General features: G+C 61.3%; 13 protein-coding genes. 7 read left to right on the top strand and 6 right to left on the bottom strand.

From position 1 onward, the window contains the following. The first annotated feature begins 265 nt into the window (after positions 1-265). Positions 266-484: a hypothetical protein gene (locus VJ464_27035; protein ID HKQ08807.1), complete on the top strand. Its 219-nt coding sequence runs from the start codon at positions 266-268 to the stop codon at positions 482-484. A gap of 33 nt (positions 485-517) precedes the next feature. Here VJ464_27035 and VJ464_27040 read toward each other — a convergent pair whose 3' ends face one another. The 4 genes from VJ464_27040 to VJ464_27055 all read right to left on the bottom strand — a co-directional run bounded on the left by VJ464_27040 (position 518) and on the right by VJ464_27055 (position 5,487). After that, the gene (locus VJ464_27040; protein HKQ08808.1) at positions 518-1,780 is read right to left on the bottom strand and encodes an ABC transporter permease; all 1,263 of its coding nucleotides are present in this window, start codon (positions 1,778-1,780) and stop codon (positions 518-520) included. 61 nt (positions 1,781-1,841) lie between these two features. Further along, entirely contained in the window at positions 1,842-3,077 is a 1,236-nt protein-coding gene (locus VJ464_27045) for an ABC transporter permease (protein ID HKQ08809.1), read from the bottom strand. A 142-nt stretch (positions 3,078-3,219) separates the two neighbouring features. Further along, positions 3,220-3,918: an ABC transporter ATP-binding protein gene (locus VJ464_27050; protein ID HKQ08810.1), complete on the bottom strand. Its 699-nt coding sequence runs from the start codon at positions 3,916-3,918 to the stop codon at positions 3,220-3,222. 114 nt (positions 3,919-4,032) lie between these two features. Continuing rightward, the gene (locus tag VJ464_27055) at positions 4,033-5,487 is read right to left on the bottom strand and encodes an efflux RND transporter periplasmic adaptor subunit (GenBank protein HKQ08811.1); all 1,455 of its coding nucleotides are present in this window, start codon (positions 5,485-5,487) and stop codon (positions 4,033-4,035) included. Positions 5,488-5,766: 279 nt separating this feature from the next. Between VJ464_27055 and VJ464_27060 the strand changes: the two genes are divergently transcribed. From VJ464_27060 to rpoD, 3 genes are all read left to right on the top strand, one after another. After that, positions 5,767-7,536: a Stp1/IreP family PP2C-type Ser/Thr phosphatase gene (locus tag VJ464_27060; protein HKQ08812.1), complete on the top strand. Its 1,770-nt coding sequence runs from the start codon at positions 5,767-5,769 to the stop codon at positions 7,534-7,536. A gap of 441 nt (positions 7,537-7,977) precedes the next feature. Further along, positions 7,978-8,259 (top strand): hypothetical protein, encoded by a 282-nt coding sequence (locus tag VJ464_27065; GenBank protein ID HKQ08813.1) that lies wholly within the window; start codon positions 7,978-7,980, stop codon positions 8,257-8,259. A gap of 66 nt (positions 8,260-8,325) precedes the next feature. Beyond that, positions 8,326-10,017: an RNA polymerase sigma factor RpoD gene (gene rpoD, locus VJ464_27070; GenBank protein HKQ08814.1), complete on the top strand. Its 1,692-nt coding sequence runs from the start codon at positions 8,326-8,328 to the stop codon at positions 10,015-10,017. 79 nt (positions 10,018-10,096) lie between these two features. Here rpoD and VJ464_27075 read toward each other — a convergent pair whose 3' ends face one another. Beyond that, the gene (locus VJ464_27075; GenBank protein HKQ08815.1) at positions 10,097-11,044 is read right to left on the bottom strand and encodes a hypothetical protein; all 948 of its coding nucleotides are present in this window, start codon (positions 11,042-11,044) and stop codon (positions 10,097-10,099) included. Positions 11,045-11,134: 90 nt separating this feature from the next. On the opposite strand from VJ464_27075, the gene VJ464_27080 reads away from it, so the two are divergent. Next, positions 11,135-12,913, top strand: coding sequence for a hypothetical protein (locus VJ464_27080; GenBank protein HKQ08816.1), 1,779 nt, complete (start codon positions 11,135-11,137; stop codon positions 12,911-12,913). 102 nt (positions 12,914-13,015) lie between these two features. Here the strand turns inward: VJ464_27080 and pgsA are convergent, their stop codons facing one another. Continuing rightward, positions 13,016-13,801, bottom strand: a complete 786-nt coding sequence (gene pgsA / locus VJ464_27085; protein HKQ08817.1) for a CDP-diacylglycerol--glycerol-3-phosphate 3-phosphatidyltransferase — start codon at positions 13,799-13,801, stop codon at positions 13,016-13,018. 300 nt (positions 13,802-14,101) lie between these two features. Between pgsA and VJ464_27090 the strand changes: the two genes are divergently transcribed. Beyond that, entirely contained in the window at positions 14,102-16,108 is a 2,007-nt protein-coding gene (locus tag VJ464_27090) for a hypothetical protein (protein HKQ08818.1), read from the top strand. Between the two features lie 153 nt (positions 16,109-16,261). Then, positions 16,262-18,625, top strand: a complete 2,364-nt coding sequence (locus VJ464_27095; protein ID HKQ08819.1) for a VIT domain-containing protein — start codon at positions 16,262-16,264, stop codon at positions 18,623-18,625. Positions 18,626-18,685: the final 60 nt, after the last annotated feature.

The raw sequence follows: 18,685 nt of genomic DNA on the forward strand, positions 1-18,685 counted from the left end.
CGCGTGAGGCTGGCTGATGTTCGTCGGGTTGTATGAACATCGGCCAGCCTAGGGCCGCGTCCGCTGTTCCCTAATCGTGCAATTTTTCCCACCTACGCCTTCAAAGTTACCTGCTTCGTTCGCTCTTTATCCGGCGAGTCTTCGCCTTCTCGGATGATTTGTAACGCTCGGCGCTGGCGGAACGTATACCCTGTTCTCGGCACAGTGATTGCTCTTGAATGCAGTGAAGCTTGTGTAAAGCAACTGACGAAGGAGTGGGAAGCGGATGAAAGTTGATGATTCAGAAGTTGACATCGTTGATGTTTACGAGCAAATGCTTTTTCAACGCGCCGCTAAAGGCATACGGCCCACGCTTTATGTCTCATCCGTCGTCGACCTGGAATGCTCTATGCTGATGTTGCTTGATGAAGAGGATCAACAGTGCGCCTCAGGCCGGCAGCGCCCCATCCCGCAAGGCGTCGGCTATCACATTGTCACGAATTGAGCGGCGCGACGCCAAAACGCCGCATCTTCGCCCCTACTCGTAACGAAGCGCCTCAATCGGATCGAGCCGTGCCGCCTTCATCGCCGGCCAGATGCCAAAAATCAAACCAATCGAACAAGAGACAAAGAACCCCATCAAGACTGCCCATAACGGAATCACCGATGGCAAGGTCGGCGCCAACTGATGCAGTCCAAGGCTGACGACCCAGCCGATGAAAATGCCAATCAGCCCGCCAATCCCCGTCAGCGTGATGGCTTCGGTCAGAAATTGCCAGATGATATCCGCCTTGCGCGCCCCGATGGCGCGGCGCACGCCGATCTCTTTGGTGCGCTCGGTGACGCTCACCAGCATAATGTTCATTACGCCGATGCCGCCCACCAGCAACCCGGCAGCCGACAGCGGAAAGACGATGTAGCTGGCAACGGCGGCAAACTGCGCGATGACTTCAAAGATGCTGCCCGGAGTCGAGACGCCGAAGTTGTTCGGCTCTTTGTTGCCGACGCCGCGCCGCCGGCGCATCAACTCGGTGACTTGATCCACCATGCGACCGAACTGGTCGGGCTGGGCGCGCGCGTTGATCGTGATGTCCTTGATTTCGGGGTGGTCGCGCTTCATGGTGTCGAAGGGGACGAGCAGCTCGCGGTCTTCAACCGGGTCGCCGCCGAAGAGCCCGCCCGGCGCTTTCTCCATCACGCCGATGACCTGATAGACCTTGCCGTCCACATCGATCTCTTTGCCAATCGGGTCGTTCGACCCGAAGAGCGTCTCCGCGATGGCGTAGCCGATGACTGCCACCTGCCCATGGTGCTGTTGTTCTGCCGTGCTGAAGAAGCGGCCCTGATCGATGAAGACGTTGCGCACGATGTCGTAATTTGAAGAAACGCCGAAGATGATTGGGCGATTGGCTTCCGATCCTTGATACTTGACGACTGGCTGAGTGCCGCCCGGCCCGAACGAGCCGACGATCATCGTCGGACTGACGGCCATGACCGAAGGCAGCTCGGCGACGGCGTTGGCGTCCTCGATGGTCAAATCCTTGCGCATGCGCTCGGCCTGCGACGGGCGGCTGAAGCGGATGCCGATGTTATCCCACTTGGTGACAAAGACGATATCAGGGCCGAAGCGCTTCGTCTGCTCAAGCACGAACTCGCGCAGTCCGGTCAGGAACGACGAGATGGCAATCACCGTCATCGTGCCGCCGATGACGCCGAGCATCGTCAGCGCCGACCGCACCTTGTGCGTCCGCAGCGTGTCGAACGCCATCAGAATGTTTTCGCCAATCTCTTGTATATGCATATTCTTTTGAGGGGCCAGGGACTAGAAAGACATCCGGCCTCTAGCCCCTAGTTCCCAGCCCCTAGTCGGCGCGCAGCGCGACAATCGGATCAAGCCGGGCGGCGCGGTTCGCCGGGTAGAGACCGAAGAAAATGCCGGTCAGGGTTGAGACGCCGATGGCCACCACCGGCGCCCACAGCGGCACCGATACCGGTATCGGCACGACCCGCCCGACCAGCATCATTAAGGTCACGGCGATTAACAATCCGATCAGCCCGCCAAAGCCTGACAACATCGCCGACTCGACGAGGAACTGCACCAGGATGTCGCGCCGCGTCGCGCCAAGTGATTTGCGAATGCCGATCTCGCGCGTCCGTTCGGTTACGGTCGCCAGCATGATGTTCATAATCACGATGCCGCCGATGACCAGCGAAATGCCGACGACAGGGAAGGCGACCGCCGCCACCGTGCCAGTGATGGCCCCGAAAAGCTGCTCGGTCACTTCGTCTGTGGCAATCGAGAAGTTGTCCGGCTGATTGTAATTGAGCTTGTGACGCGAGCGCATGACGACGCGCACCTGATCCTGAACCTTTTCCACCGGCACGTCCTTGCGGGCGCGGACGATGATGCGCAAGCTGTTCGAGCTGCGCTTGCCGAAAGACTTGATAAAAGTATTGAGCGGCACCTGCACGAAATTGTCCTGCGACTGGCCGAGCACCGAGCCGAGCTTTTTGGCGACGCCGATGACCGTGAAGGTCTCGCGCCCCACCTTGATCTCTTTGCCAATCGGGTCGCTATCGGGGAAGAGGCCCTCGGCGACCTCCGAGCCGATGAAGGCGACATCGCGGTGGCTCTCGTCGTCCGAGTCGCTCAGGTAGCGCCCCTGCTCGACTTCGACGCTGGTGAGCAGAACCATGTTCGGGGTCACCCCGTTGACGCCGACGTTCTCAAGCACGATGTTGCCATACTTGATCGTGTGCGCGGTGCCATCGGTGGCGCCAATCTGGTCGGCCAGGTTGACCTGCTCGCGCAGCGCCGCCAGGTCCTCGAGCGACAGGTCGGGGTTGCGCTTCCAGGCATCGATGAACTTCTGAAAATCGCCAAAGCTGGTGATGCTGGCTTTTTGCAGGCTGAAGACGCCCGACCCGAGCGTCGCGATCTTCTCCTTGATATACACATTGGCGCCTTCAATGACCGTCGCCACCGCCGTCACCACGGCGACGCCGATGATGACGCCGAGCAGGGTCAGAAACGAGCGCAGCTTGTGCGACAGGATCGAGGTGAGCGCAATGTGGGCGGCTTCAATATACTTGTACATGAGTTCTGATCCAAGTGAATCGGTGTGGCAATTATAGCAAAGGCGAGCCGTCGCGCCTAACCTGCGGGCCAGAAAAGCGCAAAGGCATCAGGCAGACTTACCGCCTGATGCCTTTGTCTGATTTGCGGCGCGGGCGCGCGGTTCAGCGGCGCTCGTCCTTATTGATGCGACCGTCGAGGATGTGCAGGATGCGGTGCGCGTGTTCGGCGATGTCGTGCTCGTGCGTCACCAGGATGATGGTGTTGCCCTGGCGGTTGAGGTGATCGAACAACCCCATGATCTCCTGCGAGGTCTGCGAATCGAGGTTGCCGGTCGGCTCGTCGGCCAGAATGATCGACGGGTTATTGACCAGGGCGCGGGCGACGGCGACGCGCTGGCGCTGACCGCCCGACAGCTCGTTCGGCTTGTGATCCATGCGATTGGCCAGGTCAACTTTTTCCAGCGCCCGCTTGGCCATCTCGATGCGCTGGCTGCGCGGCGTGCCGTTATAGATCAGCGGCAGTTCGACGTTGTGCAGCGCCGTGGCGCGCGGCAACAGGTTGAAGGTCTGAAAGACGAAGCCGATCTCTTTATTGCGAATGTAGGCCAGCTCGTCGTCGTCCATCTCTGATACCTGCTTGCCGTTGAGCCAGTACTGCCCCGAACTCGGCGTGTCGAGGCAGCCAATCAGGTTCATCAAGGTTGACTTGCCCGATCCCGATGGCCCCATGATGGCCACGTACTCGCCGCGGTCGATCTCGAAGGTCGCGCCGCGCAAGGCGTGGACTTCTTCAGCTCCCATCACGTAGGTCTTCCGCAATTCGTCCGTACGGATGACGATATCCGACGGCGGGGGAGCCATTTCCAGGTATGCGAGTTCCTTCTCTAACACCGCTTCATCAATCATAGCGTCGCCTTCATTTGAGTTCGGATCCTTTGTCATTAGCGTGTTGCGTGGCCTTTAATGGTCAAGCGACTAACTCTTGGTCTCGGGGCCGGCGGGCTTGGCTTCTTCCTTCACCAGGTCGCCGTCCTTCAAGTTGCGTAGCGTCTTGTAGGGACCGATGATGATCCGCTCGCCTTCCTTCGGGCCGGTCTTCAGCTCGATCTCCTGATCGCCCTTGATCCCCGTAGTGACTTCGACAAAGCGCGCCTTGCCGTTGTCGTAGATGAAGACGCCCTCGACCTCTTTCTTCTTTGCGGGCCCGTCGGCGGGCGGCTGCGGTTGCGCTTGCGGCTCGGCGGCTTTGTCCTTCGGCAGCTCGCGCGGCACGATGGCTTGCAGCGGCACGGTGGTGACGTTTTCAACCATCGCCGTCGTAATCGTCGCGGTTGCAGACATGCCCGGACGCAGCTTGTTGCGAACTTCTTCGTTGGGGCTCAGCTTGATCTTGACGAGGAAATCTTTCGCCTCTTGCGAGTTGGCGTTCGAGGCGATGGTCTGTCCCGACTTGGTGATGGCCGAAGCGCCTTTCTCGATGACTTCGCCGTCGATCTCCTGCTCGCCGAGCGCGTCAACCTTGACCTTGACCTTCTGCCCTAACTGCACGTCGGCGATGTCTGTCTCGTCAACGTGAATTTCGGTGTTGATCTGCGACATATCGGCGACCGTCAGCAGCGGCGTTGTCGAAAAACTCGCCAGGGCGTATTCGCCGACCTTGACCGGCAGGCTCGAAACGACGCCGTCAATCGGCGAAAAGCGCGTCGTCTTCTTCAACTGATCGGCCTGCTGCGCCAGTGTCGCCTGCCCCTGCTTGACGCGCTGCTCTGAGGAGTTCAAAGCCGCCTCGGCGCGGTTGACCGCCAGCTCGGAGTCTTTGACCTGCACCTTGATCTGGTTGATGCGCGCCTGCTGCGCGTTGACCGAGGCGCGCGCCTGGTCGTAGCGCGATTTCACCGACTCGAATTGCGACTTATTGATGACGCCCTTCTCGACCAACTCTTGATTGCGCTTGTACTCGCTTTCGGCATAACGGAGGTCGGCTTGCAAGCGTTCAAGCTCGGCCTCGGCAGCGCCGAGACTGGCCTTCGACTGGTTGACGTTGTTGCGCGCCTGGTCGAGAGCGACCTGCTGGTTCTGCACGTCGGACTGCGTGACGCGGACGCTGGCTTCGCCCGCCGTGACCGCGAAGCTCGATTGCGTCGGGTCAACTTTGACGAGCGGCTGACCCTTCTTGACGGTCTGTCCCTCGGTGACGTAGATGGCTTCGACGCGGCCCGGCACCTCTGCGGTCAGGTTGTAAATATGTACCGGGCGAATCTCGCCCGACGCCGTGACCTTCGAGATCAATTGCGTGCGGCGCTCGATCTTGCCGACCTGCACCGGCTCGCCGTCGCGTTTCTTAAAGACTCTCGATAAAGCAATGATGGTAATGAGTCCGACGACCACCAGCACAATGATGACGGTCTTTTTCCTACGATTGAGTGCCATAAGAAGGGTCTGTCCTCCGAATTGAATTACGATTATCTAACCGACTCGTATTACGCCCTTGTTTTGCTTGAGGTTTCAAGAATCTTGTCGCAGTGATACCGACTTAGCGATGATTTTAAGCGCCCGCTTGGCATCGGCCCAAAGGCAACCGGCTAAAGCCAGATTTTAGCCCTCTATTCACCGCCATGTCAAAAAGCCGGAGCGGCTGGCCTTTGTCATTTTGCTCATTACAAAGAGCGGATCGCTTGTGCTATGCTTGTTAACCGCTATATGGATGAAGTGACAAGAAATATAGAAAACGCCTGCTCGGTATGTGGGGCGACAGACAATGAGCCGGGGGCGCATTTTTGCCAGGTCTGTGGCGCGAAGCTCGGCTCATCTTTGACCGCGCCGATTCCGCCACCGGCACCCGCCGAACCGGGCAAAATCATCGCTTCGCGCTTTAAGATTCAATTGCTGCTGTGGACGGCGCCAACCTATAACGCCTATTCGGCGACGGCGCTGGACGCTTCCGGCACGAATTACACTATTGTCGAGCGCCGCCTGACCGATGACGACGCGCTGACCGGGCTGTCGCCTGTGAATGCCGCCGCCGGCAGCGCCGCGGGCCGCACCTCCGGCAGCCTCGAAGAGGCCGGCGCCGCCTTCGAGCGCTTCGGCCTGTTCAAGCCTTTCGAGCATACGGTCGAAGGCGAAGCCGCTTACCTGGTTTTCGAAGAGATTCACGGCCAGGCCGTCGCCCACATCGATCAAGTGGACGAGAAGACGGCGCGCGCTATCGGCGTCCAGCTCTGCACGCTGGCCGAGCAATTCCACCGCAATGGCTGGGTCTTCAACGGCTTCGAGCCGTACAGCGTCTTCATCGATCAAGCAATGAAGGTGCGGCTGGTCGGATTTGAGCGGGCGCGACAGATGCTGTCGGCAGTCGCCGACGCGCCGATCTATCCGAGCCGCGGCTTTACCGCGCCCGAACTGTTTGAAGATGATGCCGTCTACGACGTGCGTTCGGACGTTTACGCCATCGGGGCGCTGCTGCAATTCATGCTGACCGGCGAGAGCTTGAGCGGCGAAGAGGCCAGTTGCCTTTACCCTGTGGCGACGGTCTTCCCGAACTTTGAGCGGTTGTTGACGCGGGCGCTCGCGGATCAGCCGCAGGCGCGCTTTCAGAGCGCCGCAGAGTTCCGCACGGCGCTCAACGACCTGAACCTCCCGGTTGTGCTGCAATCCGGCCACTTCACGGATGTCGGGCTGGTGCGCGAGCTGAACGAAGACAGCATCCTGGCGCTCAACCTGACGCAGTATTACGAGTCTGTGCAGACGCAGATCGGCATCTATGTCGTCTCTGACGGCATGGGCGGCGAGGCGGCGGGCGAGGTCGCTTCGCGGGTTTCGGTGCGCGCCGTCGCCGAGTGGATGACCGACAAGCTGATCTCCGCGAGCTTGCGCTCGACCCACGAAGAGAAGATCGCCGCGCCGACGCAGACCGGCGGCCTGCGCCTGGCCATCGCCGACGGCAACGAGATGGCGACGACCGAAATGTTGCGGCAGGCGGTGGTCCATGCCAACCGCGAAGTCCTGGCCTACGCGCGCGCCAACCCCGACGAGCGCGGCCTGGGAGCCACCTTGACCGTCGCCATGCTGGTCGGCGAAGTCCTGAGCATCGCGCACGTCGGCGACAGCCGCTGTTACCTGCTCAACGGCGAAAAATTCGAGCAGCTCACCGAAGACCATTCGCTGGTCCAACGCATGGTCAATACCGGCAACCTGACGCGCAGCGAGGCGCGCATTCACCCCTACCGCAATGTCATTTACCGCTCGATAGGCGCCGACGATCAGATCGAAATTGATATCATCCGCCGCAAGCTGGTGAGCGGCGACACCCTGCTGCTGTGCAGCGATGGTCTGAACGGCATGCTGGGCGATGATCACATCCGCGACATCCTCATGGTCAACCCCGACCCGTACGCCGCCGCCAAAGAGCTGGTTGTCGCCGCCAACGCCGCCGGCGGCGAAGACAATACCTCGGTCATCGTCGTGCGCCTATCCTAAAAGGAGTCAGGAGTCAGAAGACAGAATGGAAGAGGAAGTCGGCTCCGCCTCCGGTTTTTATTCTGACTCCTGACTTCTGACTCCTGACTCCTTGCTTTGACAAGTTTTGTCAGGCGGCCTTCCAGAATCCGTTACCCTCTCCGGCCTAGAGTTTTCAGCCGGCTTTATTTCCAGGCCGGTTATGCTACCCCAATTGGGCCTTGGCGATGGCACGAGCATTGCTCCTTGTCGCGGCGTAGCTTCTTTGAAAAGCGCAACGAGTGAGGTCAAGGGGGCGACGTCGCTCGCTGTTTTGTAACAGAGGCTACGCAGCAGAATTGCAGGCTGTCGTGCCGGGATGACGGGGGCCATGCCGGCCACGACAGCCTGCTTGATTCTGTGACCCACCCTGCGCCCAGGGTTTTAGAATTCCCATTCCGCAAACATTAAGGACACGAAGCGATGCCAAGACATCAACACCTCATCGAAGAAGTGGGCGAGCTTGACCGACTGATTTCAGTCATTGCGAGCGAAGTTGAATCCGAGCGCGCCGGCGACGGTCACGCCGAAGCCTTGCTGCGCGAGATGGAAGAGGCGCTCACCGAATTGCGCCTGGCGCGCGGCGTCCGCCTGATGTGGCTGAATGCCCAGGGCGAAGCACTGCCGACCGGAGCCGTACGCCGCAATGCCGGCGGCGCCATCAGCGTCGGCGGTTGGACGCGGGCTGGCCAGCGGGTCGCCTAAACTCAGTCTTAACGCCGCGCTGCAAAGCCGATCATCAGCCATTCTATCGCGCAGGGGAGATTCATCATGCCGGGCACCAATCAAACTTACCCGAATGTTTTCGACACCATCAACGAGACTGGCAAAGAGATTTCGCTGTTTGCCTTCGGCGACATTAATCAACTCTTGCCGCCCGAACCGAGCCCGTCCGAAGAACTGGAAACGCTGGCCATTAACGATTCCGACGAAAGCTTCACCGATTCGGAAGACTCCAACTTGATCGAAAGCCCGGCGTTGCCGGCGGGCCTCGACGACGAGACGGAGGTTGATCTGTCGCCGGGCCAGATGGATCGCTCGTATGACCCTGTGCGCCTGTATATGCGCGAAATGGCTTCGGTGGCTTTGCTGACCCGCGAAGGCGAAATCGTGTTGGCGCGGCGCATCGAGCGCGGCAACCAGCGCGGCGTGCGCGCCGTTTCGCGCTCGCCGATCTGCGTCGAATACCTGCTCGACCTTGGCGAGCAGTTGCGGCGCGGCAAGCTCGGCATCCGCGAAGTCGCTGACTTCAGCGATCAAGACGGCGTTGACGAGGTCGTGCTTGAAGCCTACCGCCTGCAAGCCCTGGCCGACCTGGCCGCCATCAAGAAGAGTTACGCGAAAGCCTCAAAGCTTGCCGAACGGCTCGGCAGCGAGCCGAAGCGCTCTGCGCGCCGGCAAAAGATTTACACCAACCTCTGCCGGGCGCGCGTCGAGATGGGCCGATTGATGCGGGCACTCGACCTGGCGCGACATCAGCATCGACAGCTAGTCGCCCTGATCCGCCGCTCGGTCGAAGCCGGACGCGACGCCCGTCGCAATGTGGCGAAAACGACACAACTGCTCGAAGCCCGGCGCCGCAATCAGGACGAGCGCGGCTTGAAGAAGAGTCTGCGCGAAGCCAAACAACGGCTCGCCGGTCTGGAATCCGGCTGGCGCGTCAGCCTCAGCGAAGTCGAGCGCTCGCTGTGGGCCATCGAGCGTGGGGATTATGAGGCGAACGAGGCCAAGCGCGAGCTGACCGAAGCCAACCTGCGGCTTGTCGTTTCGATTGCCAACAAGTATTCAAATCGCGGCCTGCCGTTGCTCGACCTGATTCAGGAAGGCAACATCGGCCTGCTGCGCGCCGTCGACAAGTTCGAGTGGCGGCACGGCTTCAAGTTTTCGACCTATGCAACGTGGTGGATTCGCCAGGCGATTACCCGCGCCATCGCCGATCAAGCGCGCACCATCCGCATCCCTGTTCATATGTTCGACACCATCACGCGCTTGACGCGGGCGACGCGGGCGCTGGTGCAAGAGCTGGGGCGCGAGCCGAGCTGCGAAGAGATCGCCGCGCGCATGGAGCTGCCTGTAGACAAAGTGCGCACCATCCTGCGCATCGCCCAGCAGCCGGTATCGCTGGAAACCCCGGTTGACGAAGAAGAGAATTCACACCTCGGCGATTTCATCGAAGACAAATCGAGCGTCAACCCGGCAGACGCCCTGATCGATCACAACCTGAAGGAAGCGACCGACGAAGCCTTGCGTATGCTTTCGCCGCGCGAAGAGAAAGTCATCAAGATGCGCTTTGGATTGTGCGCTAACGGCAACGAGCATACGCTCGAAGAGGTCGGCCATCACTTCTCGATCACCCGCGAGCGTGTGCGGCAGATCGAAGCCAAGGCGCTCAGGAAGCTGAGCCACGCGGCGCGCTCGCGCAAGCTGCGCTCGTTCGTTCCCGCCGCCCGTTTGTGCGGTTGATCGGCGGATCATTAAAGCACCGAACCTCAAAACGGCTGAATCGAAGCTTGCACCGGCAAGCGATTCGATTCAGCCGTTTTCATTGGGCGCGAAAGCTCAGGTTGCGGGTTGCCGATAGGAACATCAGGCGGGAATAGCGCTCGAACTGGTCGCGGTTGTCTGTGGTCAGGCTCGACATCGCGACGGGCCGGTAGGTGATGCCTTTGCGTTTCACGCCGCGCGCTTCGTTGTGGCTGCGCTCGGGCCAGGCGCGCGCGAGCAAGCGCCGTAGACGGGCGAAATCTTCGTCAACGAGGACTTGCGGCGCTGCTTTTTCGAGCGCGCGCAGGGCCGCGCGAAAATTAAGCTCGGTGCGAAATGACAGCGGCGCGACCAGCCCCGAATAATCGAAGCCGTCGGCGCGCAAGCGAAAGCTCTCTTCAAGCGAGCCGCCATAGACATCAAGCACGGCTTCGTCCGAGCGAAACTCTGCCGTCTCTAACACGCTCGCCGATTGCGTGCGCATGCCGCGCAGTCCTTCCGAATAATCTACGCGGTTCTGGCGCAGCGAGCCGACGACGATCACCCGCAGGGCTGATGCGGGAATGGTCAACACGCCGCCGCTGTGCTGTACGACGACTTCATTATTTTTAATCTCAATGTGTCGGGCGCGGATCAATTCGCGCTCGACGGCCAGCTCTTCATCAGCAACGACGAATGCCGCCAGCCCGCAATCGCGCACCAGGGCGGCAATCATTTCGGCCTCCTGCCGCGTCAGTGACCGCGCGATGGGCAATCGCTTGTTAGCCGCAACCATCTCGCTGGCCTCGCCGCTTTCAACCTTGAGCGCGGCGGCGAGCGCGGCGATGGCGGTTTCGCCGGCGGCCAGTCGCGGCGGTTCGAGAATCGTGTTGAAGGCGAGCTCGGCGGCGTCGAGGTTGCGTTGCGGCGGCGCGCTGGTCAGCTTGCTGATCGGCAGGGTCTCGCCGCAGTAAATGCAAGTGCCGCGCGCTGCCGCCGTGCGCCGCCGGCAACGTGGGCAGTTCATCACATCTTGATTCAAGGCTTTCTCGCTTTCACTTTTTTGAGTCGGTGGGGCTGCGGCGATTATAGCACAGCCGTGATAAGATGCGCTTGAATGAATCTGCGCGACTGGCTCACTCGAAAGAACCTGATCATTACCGCCGTCATCCTCGGGGTGCTTGTCGCAACCGCCTGCTACTTCGCTTTGCGCAGGCCGCAGCCTGTGGAGATGGAGCGTTATGTTGCGGCGTCGTCGCTTGCCTATCTCGAAATCAATAACCTCGCGGATGTCGCCGATGGCTTGACTGGCACACGGGCCTGGCGCGAGCTGGGGCCGGCGCTCGGGCTGTCGAGCCAGCTCCGACAGATTGGCTTGATGGCCGACCTCGTCGGGCGCACAGGACTCGGCCCCGAAGAAGTGGTGCTGGCGGGCCGCGCTCAATTGGCGCTGGCGCTCACCGATGTTGAAGCGCAGACCGGGCAGACTGACGAAGGGCCGTACCTGCACTTCAAGCCGCGACTGGCGTTGATTATCGAGACCCACGCCCGCCCGGCAACCGCCGCGCGTCTGGTCAACGACCGCGCCATCATCGTCGCGCAAAGAATCTATGGCATGACGGTGGCCCAGGAAGAAGGGGAGCACCAGGGCACGCGGCTGCTCATCTTTCGCGGCGCGAACCCCGACCGGCCACTGGTGGCGGCGGCGCTCGGCTCAGTCATCGTGTTGACCAATCACCTTGAAGCCATGAAGGCGACGCTCGACACGATTGCCGGGCGCGCGCCGGCGCTCGCCGAAGACCCAACGCTTGCGCGGCTCAAGCCCGATATGGCCGCGGGCGCAGCCGTCACTGCCTTTATTACCGAAACCGGCATCAACAAACTGATCGCCTTGTTGCCGCCGCTGGCCGCCAGTCGCTATGCCGCGGAACCCGAAACCGTCGCCTCCTTCACCGGCCTGCTTGAGCATATGGCCAGTCAGGCGGTTGCCGGCTTGCTCTACAGCGCCGAATTCAAGGACGGCGGCGTCGTGGATCGCTATCTCACGGCGTTGAAGCCGGGCATCGGCGAAGCCCTGACCGAAGCGCTGAAACCGGCACAGGGAGCCGGTTTCAAGTCACCGCAATTGATCCCCCGCAGTGCTGAAGAAGTGACGCTGCTGAACATCGAGCGCGCCGGCGAATTGCCTGAGCGCGCCCTGAAACAGCTCGCGCCCCACGTTGATATTGTCGCCGGCCTCGCCCTGCGCGAGTTCGTCATCAACCTGCGTAAGCAATACGGTATTGAAGGCGGCGAGTCGGTCGGCGATGCCATCGGCCATGAAATCACCCTGATCAATCTCGGCGACGGCGGCTCGCAAGCCATGCTTTTGAGCGTCAAGGATAAAGACCGGCTCGCGCCCTTCATCACGCGCTACCTGACGCGCGGCGATGCGAAGATCACGACTGACAGTGTCGGCGGCACAGAGCTGCGCCTGTCGTCGAATGAAGATGGCCGCGCCGCCGCTTTCATCGGCAGCTATCTGGTGCTGGCGACCCAACCACAGATCACACAGTTGCTGGAGGCGCAAGGTGCCGGCAGTGTGGTGGCCGCGGATGAAAGACTGCAAACGGCGATGGCGCTGCGTCCGCCGGGCACTTCAATCGTTTCACTGAAGCCGGCAGACCGGCGGGCCGGCGAGCTGTTGCTCGCCGTTTCAAGGCTGACTCGCGTGACCGATGGCTCGCGCGAGCTGTTGGAGCAAGAGCAGGTTCGCAGAGCTTTGGACGGCCTGCCGCCGACCGTCGGCTTTACAGAGTTCCGAGCCTATGGCATCTACAACGAAACGCGCTCGGCCATCGGCAACTTCGGCTTGCTGGCATCGCTGGTCGGCGGCGGCGGGGACGCCGAGAAATGAGCAGGCGTGATTGCCGCCGATGCTGCCCGTAGTAGCCACATTGTCGGTTGAGTGGAGGCGAGACTAAGGTTGACGAGACGGAGGGCTTCGATAGGCGAGCGGCTATTGCCGGCGGCCTTCAGCCTTGACGGTCTCGGCGGGGAGGCCCGTGGTGGTTTTGCGGCGGCGGCGGCGCAGGATACGCACCCTGCGGCGCTCGCGCACTTCGATGCGGTCGCGCACCTTGCCATAGAACTTGGTGAAGTAGTCAACCATTGACCAGAGCGCGAAGAAGACGACGACCCACAACATCGCCCTGCCCGCGCCATAACAGAGGACGCGGAAATCATCGAGCGTGATCGCTCGATTACTAATGACCGCGCCCAGCGTGCGCGCCGATTCCGAGAACGAGGCGAAGGCGATTTCGGGCTGCACGTGTGGCGGCGGTTGCAAGCCGGACGGGCCGCCCGGCACGCTGCCGGAGATCAACAGGGTGATGGCGATCACCTGCGTCAGCATTTTGAACTTGCCCTTCATCGAGGCGCTGATGGTGAAGCCTTCAGCCGAGGCAATCGAGCGCAATCCGGTGACGGCGAATTCGCGGCCGATGATGATGACGATGGCCCAGGCCGGGGCGATGCGGTTTTCGACCAGTGAGATCAGCGCCGCCGAGATCAACAGCTTATCGGCGATGGGGTCGAGCAGGATGCCGAGCGTTGATACCTGGCCGCGCTTGCGGGCGAGGTAGCCGTCGAGCCAGTCGGTGATCGACGCGCCGACAAACAGCGCCAGCCCGAGGAACTGTTGCGGTACGTCGAACCAGTCGCTGGGGAACTTCGTCAGCAAGACGACGACCAGCAGCGGGACGATGAAGATTCTGGAGAGCGTGAGCGCGTTCGGCAGATTCAAGCGACTTATCCCTGAGCCGGTTTCGCGGGCACGAAAACCAACCGTGATTCGATTAAAATTAACGCGAGCAGCACATCTTTTGTTGGCAAGTTGACTATATTGGCGGCCCGCGGTGGTTGTCAAGAACCGCTCGCCACAAGCCGCAGTCGTTTTTCGATTTGCTGCATCTAAGGCTGCGTTGAGTGGTGAGTTTCAGATTGGGGTAGCGCCGCGCGGTCAGCTTATGCGACACTGCGCAGTCTGTGGCGCAAGGCGGTTAGCTTGCGCCACCATCGTTGTGAGTTTTAATCCGAGTCTTCAATGTTGAACTGGATCAAGCGACTGTTCAATCGGCGCGGCGCGCTCATCGCCGCAGGCATTGCGATTGTCCTCGCGCTGGCGGGGCTGTTGATTTATGTGGTCAGGCTGAATCGTCATATCAGCGCTGAACAGGAAGCCGAAGCCGCCGCGCAAAAAATCACCGTTGAAGAGACGCGCTTGCGCCCGCCGGTGACGGACGGGCTGACGGTTTATCTGAACGCCGCTGATGCGAGGGCAACGGCGGTCTTTGCCGGCACGCGCTATCTGGCGACCTCAGGCGGGCTGATCGCGCTCGACGAGGGCGGCACGGTCAAACACCGCTACACCACTTTCGATGGCCTGAGCGACAACGACCTGACGGCGCTGGCGGTCTTTCGTGATCGGCTCTATATCGGCACGGCAGCCAGCGGCTTGATGGCATTCGACGGCAATGGCTTCACCGGCTATCGCTTCGTCAAGCCGAAGGCGACGCGGGTGAGCGTGCTGACGGCGACAGAAAGCGAGTTGTTAATCGGCACACTCGACGGCGGCTTGTTCGAGTTTGATGGACAGCAACGCTTCACGCGCCGCTTCAATTCGGCTCCGGGAGCCGATTTCACGCGAGTGACCGCGGTGCTGCCGTTTGCTTCGCGGCTCTACATCGGCACACAGGACAGCGGGCTCTACATCTGGCGCGAAGGCCACATCGAGCACCTGACGACGAGCGACGGCTTGCCCTCACCGCGGGTCACAGGGCTGGTCGCGCTGCCTTCGAGCGATTCGCAGTACGGCGGGCTCGCGGTAGCGACCGATTTCGGCGTCGTCGGCCTGAGCGATGCCAACGAGATCAAAGCCATCACCAATCGCCCGAACGTCACTTCGATTGCGGTGATCGGCGGGCGGCTGTTTGCCGGGCTGTTCAGCGGCGGCCTATTTGACATCAACGCCGAACGGACGAAGTCGAGCCCGAACGAACCGCGTACCGGCCTGTCGGAAACGCCGGGCCTGCCGGCGAATGCGCCGACGACGGTCTTTGCCGATGATGGCGGATTGTGGGCGCTGACGCGCGATGGCGCATTCGTGCGCGAGGCGGGGGCGGGCGGGCCGGCCTTCGAGCCGGTCGCGGCATCGCTGGTCAGCGAGCGCATCATCACCGGCGACCACATCACCGGCGTGGCGCTCGATGGCGCCGCCCACCTGTGGGTCGGCTATTTCGACCGCGGCGCTGATGTGATCGCGCCGGAAACCAGCGAGCGCCTGGCGCACATCGAAGACGAGCGCGTCCGTGAAGTGAACTTCATTACTTTTGACCCGGCATCCGGGCAGACGCTGATTGCCACGTCGCGCGGCCTCGTCACTGTTGATGGGCGAAGGCAACAGACGGTGATGACCCGCGAAAAGAATGGCTTAATCAGCGATGCCATTGCTCACGTTTCTTTGATGACGGCAAACACCTCGGCGGCGGGCGCGATGGTGCTGGCGACGGCAGGCGGCTTGACGGAAGTGGCGGGCGGGCGGGCGCGGTCGCTGACCTCGTTTCACGGCCTGTCGAGCAATCACCTGTATACGTCGGCGGCGGCGGGCTCGCGGCTCTTCGTCGGCAGCCTGGCGGGGCTGATCGAGCTTGAGGGCATGCGCGTCGTGCGAACCTACAAGACGTCGAACTCGCGCCTGTCACACGACTGGGTGACGGCGCTGGCGGAAGCCGAGGGCACCCTTTATGTCGGCACCAACGGCGGCGGCGTTGATGCGTTGCTGCCGACCGGCGAGTGGATCAGCTTTGCCAATGATCGCGATGTCGGCAAATTCGAAGTCAATCAGAACGCCATGTACTTTGACGGCGAGCGATTATATGTCGGCACTAGCGATAAAGGATTATTGGTATATAATACGCGCGCGCGGAGTTGGAAACGGCTCAGCGCCGGCCTGCCGTCGCCGAGCGTGACGGCCATCACAGGCGATGACCGATACGTTTATATCGGCACCATGAATGGCCTTGTCAGGATTGAGAAGCGAGTCGTCGGATAGCCTGCGAGCGCGAGCCAAACGCCCCTGCAACGTTGGCCCGCGCATTCAGGGCAAGCGTGATCGAATCACCACTTCCGCCTTCGGTTTTCGCGGGTGAGCGGCCCGCGCTTCAGGATGCTTATGAAATCAAGTGGACGCACCTCTCTGAGTTTAATGGCACGGCGAATGGCTGCGCTGCTGGTCTTGTTGCTGATTCCCGTGGCGGCGCAGGCGCAGTCAGGCGTGCTGATTCCGACCAGCGCCCAGAAGCCTGACTCGGCAATCCTCTCGCTCGACGAGATGACGGTCGACATCAAGATCGATAACCAGTACGCGCGCGTCCGCGTCGTGCAAATCTTCGGCAACCACACAGCCCGCGTGCAGGAAGGCCAGTACGTCTTCCTGATCCCGACGACCGCCTCGATCTCGGACTTTGCGGTCTGGGACGGCGACGTGCGCATCCCCGGCGTCATCCTTGAAAAGCGCCGCGCCGAAGAAATCTACGAAGACCTGGCGCTGCAATCCATCGATCCGGGACTGCTCGAACAGGAGCGCGATGATCAGTCGGACACCGCCTTTACGGTCAAGATCACGCCCATCCCGGCGTATGGCACCAAGCGCCTGGAGCTTGAATACACCGAAGCGCTGCCTGTGGATAATCTCGAATCGTACTTTTCGTTCCCCTTCAAGCCGAGCCAGTACGGCGCGCAGACGGTCAACCACCTGTCGCTTAGATTACAGATCGCCAGCAAGTTTGCGATGAGCGATCTGAGCGTGCGCAGCAAAATCTATCCGCTCAACTTCATCGATAACCGCCCTGAGTACAAGTCTGCGTCGTTCGAGGGCAACGACATCCAACTGACCGAGGACTTCTCGTTCCGCTACGGCCTGAACGTGCCGCACACGGCGTTCGAGTTTCTCGCCTATCGCGCGCCGGAGCGCATTACCGCCGACGAGTTGCGCGACCCGCGATTGGCCGAGCGCGAGCCCGACGGATATTTCGAAGCGGGCGTCGTCTTCAATGAAGCGGGCCGCGCCCCCGGCGAAGTCGCCGCGCCCGAACCGCGCTCGGTGCTGGTCATGCTCGATACGTCGCTCTCGATGCAGTGGGAGAAGCTCGACCGCGCTTATGAAGCGACCGAAGCGCTGCTGCGCTCGTTGACGCCGCAGGACACGTTCAATCTCATGCTGTTCAACGATGATGTCACCGCCTTGAGCGACAAGTCGGTGGACGCGCGCCCCGAGCAGATCGAGCGCGCCCTGTCATTCATCAAGTCGAGTTACCTGTCGGGCGGCACCGATCTGGCCGCCGCACTCGAACGCGCCACGCAATTGTCGAAAGCGATGCCGGCCAAGAAGGAGCGCGCCATCGTGATGATCACCGATGGCAACTCGTCGCTCGGCACGACGCGATTGAAAACGCTCACGGAACGCTTTCAGAAAGCCAACGACGCCGGGTCGCGCGCCCGCCTGTACGTATTCGGCATCGGCTCGGACACCAACCTGCGATTGCTCGGCGAGCTGGCGCGGGCGTCGCGCGGTTATTTCGATTGGTCGCGCGAGACCGACGATCTGGAATTCAAGCTCAAGGGCTTTGTCAGCAAGATAGGCCGCGCGCCGATTGATACCTTGAAGCTGGCCAATACGGACGCGGCGAACTTCTATCAGGTCTATCCCGATTACGAGGCGACTGCCTATGACGGCACACGGCTGTCGTTCGTCGGTCGCTACAAGCGGCCCGGCCCGGCGCAGCTCGCAATCACCGGCAACAGTGAAGGCAAGGCGGTGCGGCTCAATCAGCAGGTCGAGCTGCCGGAGCGCGATGACACGCACGACCATGTGCCGCGCCTGTGGGCGCGTGCGCGTGTGGACGCGCTGCTCAGGCTGATCGCTTTGAATGGCGAGACCAAAGAGGCGATTGACGAGATCATCGCGCTCTCAAAGAAGTACAAGTTCGTGACGCCCTACACGTCGTTTCTGGCGGCGCCGCGGTCGCTGCTGCGGCCTCGCGTGATTCGCCCCGGCGACCCTGTGTTGCGGGTTCGCGCCGATCAAGCGATTGTTGAAGTGACCGCGGTCTTCCCCTTCGGCTTGACCAGGCGATTGACTTATCTGAAGGGCGAAGATGTCTGGGAGACGCGCTTCGTCGCGCCGCGCGAGATGAGCGACGGCGTCTATCATTGCCGCCTGTTGCTGGTCGACAACAAAGGCCGCGCCTATCAAGAAGACAAGAGCTTCGTCATTGATAGCCGCCCGCCGCGCCTTGAGCCGAAGTTAGATCAAACCGTCGCCCATGCCGGCGAAGAGTTAACGATCACTGTGCGCGCCGACAGCGACACGCGGGTGATTGCGGCGCGCGTCTTTGGCGCGCTGCCGGTGCCCATCGTTTGGGATGCAAAGTCAAAAGCCAATGTCGGCCACCTGCGCATCCCCGCGGGACTGCCATCGGGAACCTACACGATTCAGGTCACCGCCGAAGACTTCGCGCACAACTCGACGGTCGCCGAGGTGATGGTCGAAGTGATTGGCGGCAGTTGATCGCGTGACTTTTTCCGGTTCCGAGCGAACCGCCTGGCATCAACCGTTTTCTTGTTTTCG

It is taken from the genome of Blastocatellia bacterium (assembly GCA_035275065.1).
Classification (GTDB): domain Bacteria; phylum Acidobacteriota; class Blastocatellia; order UBA7656; family UBA7656; genus DATENM01.

Coding starts and splice junctions, on each gene's coding strand:
- VJ464_27075 (HKQ08815.1), bottom strand. CDS start 11,044: ATGAACTGCCCACGTTGCCGGCGGCGCACGGCGGCAGCGCGCGGCACT.
- VJ464_27040 (HKQ08808.1), bottom strand. CDS start 1,780: ATGCATATACAAGAGATTGGCGAAAACATTCTGATGGCGTTCGACACG.
- rpoD (HKQ08814.1), top strand. CDS start 8,326: ATGCCGGGCACCAATCAAACTTACCCGAATGTTTTCGACACCATCAAC.
- VJ464_27090 (HKQ08818.1), top strand. CDS start 14,102: ATGTTGAACTGGATCAAGCGACTGTTCAATCGGCGCGGCGCGCTCATC.
- VJ464_27045 (HKQ08809.1), bottom strand. CDS start 3,077: ATGTACAAGTATATTGAAGCCGCCCACATTGCGCTCACCTCGATCCTG.
- VJ464_27065 (HKQ08813.1), top strand. CDS start 7,978: ATGCCAAGACATCAACACCTCATCGAAGAAGTGGGCGAGCTTGACCGA.
- VJ464_27080 (HKQ08816.1), top strand. CDS start 11,135: ATGAATCTGCGCGACTGGCTCACTCGAAAGAACCTGATCATTACCGCC.
- VJ464_27095 (HKQ08819.1), top strand. CDS start 16,262: ATGGCACGGCGAATGGCTGCGCTGCTGGTCTTGTTGCTGATTCCCGTG.
- VJ464_27035 (HKQ08807.1), top strand. CDS start 266: ATGAAAGTTGATGATTCAGAAGTTGACATCGTTGATGTTTACGAGCAA.
- VJ464_27050 (HKQ08810.1), bottom strand. CDS start 3,918: ATGGCTCCCCCGCCGTCGGATATCGTCATCCGTACGGACGAATTGCGG.
- VJ464_27055 (HKQ08811.1), bottom strand. CDS start 5,487: ATGGCACTCAATCGTAGGAAAAAGACCGTCATCATTGTGCTGGTGGTC.